This is a genomic window from Candidatus Thermoplasmatota archaeon (assembly GCA_030018475.1).
Lineage (GTDB): Archaea > Thermoplasmatota > JASEFT01 > JASEFT01 > JASEFT01 > JASEFT01.
The window spans coordinates 1-6,703 of record JASEFT010000066.1 but is presented as its reverse complement, the minus strand read 5'-3'; the positions used below and the strand labels follow the sequence as shown (position 1 = coordinate 6,703).

The following is a 6,703-nucleotide window of genomic DNA, read 5'->3' as shown; positions in this document are numbered from 1 at the left end:
TTTTTCTTTTCCCCTGAAGGGCTTTTCTTTTTTCTAAAAAGAAAAGGGCTTCAGGAAAGAGAAAAAAATCCCGGGTGATTAAAAATGGTAAAAGTGCCTGAAAATCTAAAGTATACAGAAAGCCATGAATGGGTTAGAATTGAAAACAAAAAAGCTATTGTAGGAATAACAGATTACGCACAATCTAAACTCCTAGATATTGTGTATGCAGAGCTCCCTGAAATTGGTAAAGTAATAGCTAAAAAAGAGCGATTAGGCTCTTTGGAGTCTGTAAAAGCAGTTGCTGATTTCTACGCTCCGCTGTCAGGAAAAATTATAGAGATAAACGAAAAGGTCCAAAACTCACCTGAGCTTGTCAATAAAGACCCTTACGGAGAAGGATGGCTTGCAGTTCTAGAAATTACTAAACCTGAAGAGCTAGAAGAGCTTCTAACCCCTGAGCAATATAAACAACTACAAAAATGACTTGCTATATTCCTAATATTAATTTAAAGCGTGAGATGCTCGAAGAGCTTGGAATAAAAGATATTGAGGAGTTATTTGCTAGCATACCTACCGACATAAGAATTTCAGAACTCGCCATTCCTGAAGGAGTTTCAGAGCTTGAACTTAAAAAAGAGCTTGAAAATATAACTGAGAGTACAAAAAAGCGTTTGGTATTTATAGGAGCTGGCTGCTATGACCATTACGTACCTAGCGCTGTAAAAGCTGTAGCTCAAAGAGCTGAGTTTTATAGTTCTTATACACCTTATCAGCCTGAGCTCTCGCAAGGTATTTTACAAGCGCTTTTTGAATATCAGAGTATTATTACAGAACTTACAGGTATGGATGTAGCTAACGCAAGTATGTATGATTGCTCCACAGCGGTTGCAGAAGCAATGCGAATGGCTAAGAGGATTACTAACAAATCAGAGATTATCGTTCCGAAAGCACTGCACTGGGAAAAGAAAGCTGTTGTGAAGAACTACACTGACAATATAGGAATGCATATAAAAGAGCTTCCTTACTCTTTACAAACTGGCGAAACTTTTATAGAAGAGCTTAGCAACTTGATTACAGAGAATACTGCAGCTATCTATCTAGAAAATCCGAATTTTTTTGGAGTTTTAGAGTCTAAAATTACAGAAGTTAAAAGTATTATTGGCGACAGAATATTTATTGTAGGGGTTAATCCACTAACTCTCGGCTTGCTGAAAGTTCCTGGCGAGTACTGTGCAGATATAGTTGTGGGAGAAGGGCAAATACTCGGCAATAGTATGTACTATGGCGGGGCATCATTAGGAATTTTAGCATGTAGAAAAGAGTATGTGAGGCAATTGCCTGGCAGAGTTGTGGGAATGACTAACGATAGTGATGGGAGGAGAGCTTTCTGCGTTACTCTACAAACTCGAGAGCAGCACATAAGGCGAGAGCACGCAACTTCTAATATCTGCACTAATGAAACGCTTTACGCTCTAAATGCCCTTGTCTATATTGCGCTTTTAGGCAGCAATGGCTTAAGAGACCTAGGAATTAAAATTATAAGATCTGCAAAAGAGCTCGTCAGTAAACTAAATAAAATCACGGGAATTGAAGCGCCTTTATTTAAAGGCTACTATTTTAATGAGTTCACTGTTAAAATCAATAATGCATCTGAGGTTCGTGATTCGCTCATTGAAAAAGGTATAGAATTTGGTATCGTGTTAGAAAAAGCGTTTCCAGAACTAAAAGATACCCTACTATGCGCGATAACTGAGACTCACACACCAGAAGATATTGAAAGGTTAGTGGCTGCTCTTGAGAGTGTATGTTAAAGGCTGAAAAAAATGGCAAGTAGCGAGTTCAGACAGGCTAGGTATAAGGAAAAACTCATTTTTGAGTTAGCGCAACAAAGCGAGGTATTGCCCTTACCCGATGATATTAAAAACTCGTTACCGTCAAGCTTGATTTCTGCAACTGCACCTAAAATACCACAAATTCCTGAAGCTCAGCTTGTAAGGCATTATACAAGACTTTCGCAAATGAATTACTGTGTAGATACTGGCTTTTATCCGCTCGGCTCTTGCACAATGAAGTATACGCCCAAATTTTTAGAAGAATTTGCAAGTAGCGAAAAGTTTGCAAGTTTACATCCTTATCAATCTGAAGACTCAGCTCAAAGCGCATTGAGAATATTATATGAGCTGCAAAATTTACTATGCAAAATCTCAGGTATGCAAGCTACAACACTTCAGCCTGCAGCTGGAGCGCATGGCGAGCTCACCGGACTTTTGATGGTAAAAGCTTATCATAAATTTAATAACGAAGATAGAACTGAGGTAATAATTCCGGATACCGCTCACGGTACTAATCCTGCAAGCGCGCGAATGGCTGGGTTAGAAATTATAAATTTAAATTCTAAAAACGGTTTGATTGATTTAGAGGCTTTAGAGAAGGCAGTAAGCGAAAAGAGCGCTTGTTTAATGCTGACCAATCCTAACACTTTAGGCATTTTCGAGAAGGACGTTGTTGAAATTGCAAAAATTCTGCATGACAAAGGAGCTTTGCTGTACTACGATGGTGCCAATTTTAATGCAATATTTGGCAAAACAACGCCTGGCAAGATGGGCTGCGATTTGGTACATTTCAATCTACATAAAACTTTTGGCGCTCCTCACGGTGGCGGCGGGCCAGGAGCGGGGCCTGTAAGCGTTACCAAAGAGCTTGCGCGTTTCTTACCTACGCCTGTTGTGGAATATAATAAAAACTCTAAAAAATATTACTTAGACTACAGCATACCTCATTCAATAGGAAAGGTGAAAATGTTTTACGGTAATTTTCAGGTGCTCCTTAAAGCTTATCTCTACATTAGATTGCTTGGTAGTAATGGATTGCGCGAAGTTACTGACTATGCAGTTCTTAATTCTAATTATTTATTAAAAAAGCTCAAGTATATTTTGGAGCTGCCTTTTGAAAAAGTACCTAGACTCCATGAATTCGTATTAAGCGCTAAAAATCTGAAATCTAAAAACATAAGAGCGCTAGACTTAGCAAAAGCTTTGCTTGATTACGGCTTGCATGCTCCTACAATTTACTTCCCTTCTGTTGTTGAAGAAGCATTAATGATAGAGGCTACTGAGACAGAGCATAAATCTGAGCTAGATAAATTTGTAGAAGCTCTCAGTGAAATAGTTAAAATAGCTGTACCTAACTACATTCCCAAGAATACAAGCGTAGGCAGAGTTGATGAGGTAAAAGCAGCTAGAAATGCAATAATAAGTTGGAAAGACTGTAGAAACCTTTAAATATAACCTATTACAAATACTAATATTGCCTAGCCTTGAAAAAAAGAAGGTGGATGGGAAAAGATGAGAGCTCTTTCAAATAGCTATAGTAGAGATGCCTTACACGATGTTTTAGAGCTTGCTAAAAGTGCTGTAGAAAAAGAATATGGTATTGTGTTTTTATCAGAGCCTATTTATGAGAGGCTACTAGAGCAGTGTAGAGAAATTGTCAAGAGCTACAATTCTGAAGTAGCGTTTGAGGAAATGAAGCGCGAAATTATAGATTTGGTTAGGAGGCGATAATAATGGCAAGACCTAGTGAACTGTGTATGTGGTGCAGAAATCTTAGTGGTACGGATGAAAACGCTAAATGCCTAATAGGCAAAAACCCTTTCAGATGGGTTATTACATGCAGTAGTTATTCTCCAAACGGCAGTAGACGAACAGAGAGTTCAATCTAAGTACTCAAAGCCAAGTTCAAAAGCTTCTAAATTCAGTTTCTCAGTTCCTTTAGGAATGCTATCAAGTAAAGATTTCTTCATGGCTTCTACAGATACAATATTTGCAACTTTAGTAAAGTAGCCTAGCATTACTATATTAGCAACTATTTTCTTGCCGAGCTGCTCAGCAATTTTAGTAGCCCCTATTTTATAGACCTTTACGCCTTCAGTTAGTTTCTCTTTATTCAAACTTACCAAATCTTTATCTGCTATTAAAATTCCGTTTTTAGCTGCTTTATTTGCATATTTTCTGTATGCTTCCTGCGCCATCACAACAACCACATCTGGATTAGTAACGTAAGGATAGTCTATTGCTACATCTGAAATTATAACTTCAGCGCTACAAGCGCCTCCTCGGGCCTCAGGTCCATAAGATTGCGTAAATACTGCATTCTTCCCGTCGTAAAGTGCAGAAGCTTTACCTATAATATAGCCTGCTAATATTATTCCCTGACCTCCAAATCCTGCTAACAATATTTCTTTTCTCATTATTCTTCACCTATTTTTGCGCTTTTTATTTTATGAACCATCTCCGCATAAATTTCAGAAAAAGTTGGCTTCTCTATATCTATAAATTTACCTGTGATTATAGACTTCCCTATAACTATATCAGCTTCTTTAGTATCTGCGCCATGCTTTAATATCGCATGCTTTTTATAAAGTTCAAGTTCATCTAAGCCAGTAGGTAGCTTATTTCGTTTGCCATAGGTTGTAGGGCATGGCGCTAATATTTCTATAAAAGAAAAACCTTTTTTATTAAGCGCTTCTGCAATAGAATTAGTAAGTCTTCTCGCATCAAGTACAGTCCAGCGAGCGACATAAACAGCGCCGGAAGCACATGCAAGGTATGGTAAATTAAAAGGATGCTCTATATTGCCGTAAGGAGTAGTTGTTGTTCTAGCTTCTAAAGGTGTTGTTGGTCCAACTTGTCCACCAGTCATTCCATAATTAAAATTATTCACGCATATAACGAGCATATCTATATTTCTACGTGCTGCGTGTATGAAGTGATTGCCGCCTATTGCGAAAAGGTCGCCATCGCCACTGAAAACTACTACTTTTAATTTAGGGTTAGCGAGTTTTAACCCTAGTGCGAAAGGTATAGCTCTACCATGAGTTGTATGATAGCTGTCGAAATTAAGGTAGCCTGCAACTCTGCCTGCACATCCAATACCTGACACTATAACAAGGTTATCAGCTTCAAGCTTGGCTTTTTTTACAGCTTCTACGAAAGAGCTCATCGCAGTACCTAATCCGCAGCCTGAGCACCAGATATGAGGCATTCTGTCCTCCCGCACATAATCTGTTAAAGGATGCTTATCCTCAGCTTTCATTTACTCACGCTCTTTTTTATAGCACTGTAAATTTCATTACAGGTATGAGCTTCGCCACCCATTTTAGGTACAAGCGTTGTGCTCTTCCCTCTGCTGCAACGCTCTACTTCATAGTAAATCTGACCGTAGTTAAGTTCAGGTACTATTAAAGATCTAAGTTTTTCGCGAGAAGCTAGCTCTTTCAAAACGCTATCTGGAAAAGGCCATACAGTAATCAATCTGAGTAAACCTGCTTTTATGTTGTTGCTACGAGCTTCTCTCACAGCTGCAGCTGCAATTCTTGCAGTAATGCCGTAGGCTACTACAATTACTTCAGCATCCTCAGTAAATAACTGCTCTACCCTTACAAGGCTGGCTGCATTTTTTGTTATTTTGTCGTTAAGCCTTTTTACCAGCCTCTCTTGAGTTTCTGCATTTATTGCCGGGTAGCCGCGCTCGTCATGAGTTAAACCTGTTAAATGTATTCTATAGCCCGTACCTGCATTAGGTATTGTAGGTATCAAATCTTCGCCAGTCTCGTAAACGCGATATTTAGCTTTTGGTCTAGATGGTATTTTGCGATTTTTAATTTCAATTTCGCTATGCAAAGAAACCCTTTCACACATATGCCCTACTATTTCGTCGCTCATAACAAGTACAGGAGTACTGTATTCTTCAGCTAGATTGAAAGCTCTAATTGTAAGGTCATAGAGCTCCTGAGGTGAAGAAGGCGTTAACGCAATTATTTCGTAGCTACCATGCGAGCCCCAACGCGCTTGCATCATATCGCCCTGCGCTGCAAGGGTTGGCAGACCAGTGCTTGGACCTGCACGCTGAATGTTAACTAGAACGCACGGAAGTTCCATCATAATGCCTAGCCCAAGATTTTCCATCATCAAGCTAAAGCCTGGTCCGCTAGTAGCGGTCATTGATTTGGTGCCTGCAGCGCTAGCGCCTAGAATAGCAGCCATAGAAGCAAGCTCGTCTTCCATCTGAATGAAAATACCATCATATTTGGGTAGCTCCAAAGCCATGTGCTCCGCTATCTCTGTGCTAGGCGTAATAGGATAGCCTGCGAAGAAGCGGCAGCCTGCCTTAAGAGCACCTTCCGCACATGCAACATTACCGCTTATGAATCTCTCAACCATTTAACAATAAATTAAATTCTGAGAACTTATTGTTTTCGGATTTGTATTCCTGTAATCCAAAAGCTAAAACAGATTGGCCTATTTCTAATCTGTTTGCCATAATATGTATTTAACAGATAGTTACATCTAGAGACTTTTTTGCTACCGAGCTGCTAATTTTAGATACTTAGCTCGCCTAAATTTAATGAGAGATTGCTATTTCTAGCAGTAAAAGCACCTTTTGACCTACTTTATACTAAGCCATTATAAATAAAGAACAATTTTTGGTTTACAAACTTGTTATCTGATTATATTAGCTATGCTTGTAAGATTTTTAGTGATGCCATGTTGCAATCTTGTTAGTGCAACTACCAGTATCGTCGTTAGTGCCAATCCTGCATAGAGCTTCACTTTTTCTTTCCTCTTGTTTTTGGTCAACCAGTCCACCCTCAGATGCTCTTTTAAATGTCCGTTAAATCCTTCATCCCTGTTTCTTGTATGACAAACTTCCAGATAGCACT

Annotated in this window: 8 protein-coding genes; 4 read left to right on the top strand and 4 right to left on the bottom strand. The window is 39.0% G+C overall.

All coding sequences use genetic code 11. The features are described 5' to 3' along the window. The first annotated feature begins 84 nt into the window (after nt 1–84). From gcvH to QMD21_07040, 4 genes are all read left to right on the top strand, one after another. Entirely contained in the window at nt 85–465 is a 381-nt protein-coding gene (gene gcvH, locus QMD21_07055; GenBank protein ID MDI6856518.1) for a glycine cleavage system protein GcvH, read from the top strand. Next, nucleotides 462–1,793, top strand: coding sequence for an aminomethyl-transferring glycine dehydrogenase subunit GcvPA (gcvPA, locus tag QMD21_07050; GenBank protein MDI6856517.1), 1,332 nt, complete (start codon nt 462–464; stop codon nt 1,791–1,793). Before gcvH ends, gcvPA begins: the two co-directional genes overlap by 4 nt. Before the next feature lie 12 nt (nt 1,794–1,805). Next, nucleotides 1,806–3,263, top strand: coding sequence for an aminomethyl-transferring glycine dehydrogenase subunit GcvPB (gcvPB, locus tag QMD21_07045; GenBank protein MDI6856516.1), 1,458 nt, complete (start codon nt 1,806–1,808; stop codon nt 3,261–3,263). Nucleotides 3,264–3,326: 63 nt separating this feature from the next. Further along, nucleotides 3,327–3,545 (top strand): hypothetical protein, encoded by a 219-nt coding sequence (locus tag QMD21_07040; protein ID MDI6856515.1) that lies wholly within the window; start codon nt 3,327–3,329, stop codon nt 3,543–3,545. 149 nt (nt 3,546–3,694) lie between these two features. Here the strand turns inward: QMD21_07040 and QMD21_07035 are convergent, their stop codons facing one another. The 4 genes from QMD21_07035 to QMD21_07020 all read right to left on the bottom strand — a co-directional run. Beyond that, a complete protein-coding gene (locus tag QMD21_07035; protein MDI6856514.1) occupies nt 3,695–4,231 on the bottom strand; it encodes a 2-oxoacid:ferredoxin oxidoreductase subunit gamma in 537 nt (178 codons plus the stop codon). Then, nucleotides 4,231–5,076, bottom strand: a complete 846-nt coding sequence (locus QMD21_07030; protein ID MDI6856513.1) for a 2-oxoacid:ferredoxin oxidoreductase subunit beta — start codon at nt 5,074–5,076, stop codon at nt 4,231–4,233. The genes QMD21_07035 and QMD21_07030 overlap by 1 nt, the downstream gene beginning before the upstream one ends. Further along, nucleotides 5,073–6,203: a 2-oxoacid:acceptor oxidoreductase subunit alpha gene (locus tag QMD21_07025; GenBank protein ID MDI6856512.1), complete on the bottom strand. Its 1,131-nt coding sequence runs from the start codon at nt 6,201–6,203 to the stop codon at nt 5,073–5,075. Before QMD21_07025 ends, QMD21_07030 begins: the two co-directional genes overlap by 4 nt. Before the next feature lie 279 nt (nt 6,204–6,482). Next, the coding region (locus QMD21_07020) for a hypothetical protein (GenBank protein MDI6856511.1) at nt 6,483–6,703 on the bottom strand (221 nt) is incomplete at its 5' end.

Bases quoted from the DNA above. Each gene is read 5' to 3' on its own strand.
- gcvH (MDI6856518.1), top strand. From the start codon at position 85: ATGGTAAAAGTGCCTGAAAATCTAAAGTATACAGAAAGCCATGAATGG.
- gcvPA (MDI6856517.1), top strand. From the start codon at position 462: ATGACTTGCTATATTCCTAATATTAATTTAAAGCGTGAGATGCTCGAA.
- QMD21_07040 (MDI6856515.1), top strand. From the start codon at position 3,327: ATGAGAGCTCTTTCAAATAGCTATAGTAGAGATGCCTTACACGATGTT.
- QMD21_07030 (MDI6856513.1), bottom strand. From the start codon at position 5,076: ATGAAAGCTGAGGATAAGCATCCTTTAACAGATTATGTGCGGGAGGAC.
- gcvPB (MDI6856516.1), top strand. From the start codon at position 1,806: ATGGCAAGTAGCGAGTTCAGACAGGCTAGGTATAAGGAAAAACTCATT.
- QMD21_07025 (MDI6856512.1), bottom strand. From the start codon at position 6,203: ATGGTTGAGAGATTCATAAGCGGTAATGTTGCATGTGCGGAAGGTGCT.
- QMD21_07035 (MDI6856514.1), bottom strand. From the start codon at position 4,231: ATGAGAAAAGAAATATTGTTAGCAGGATTTGGAGGTCAGGGAATAATA.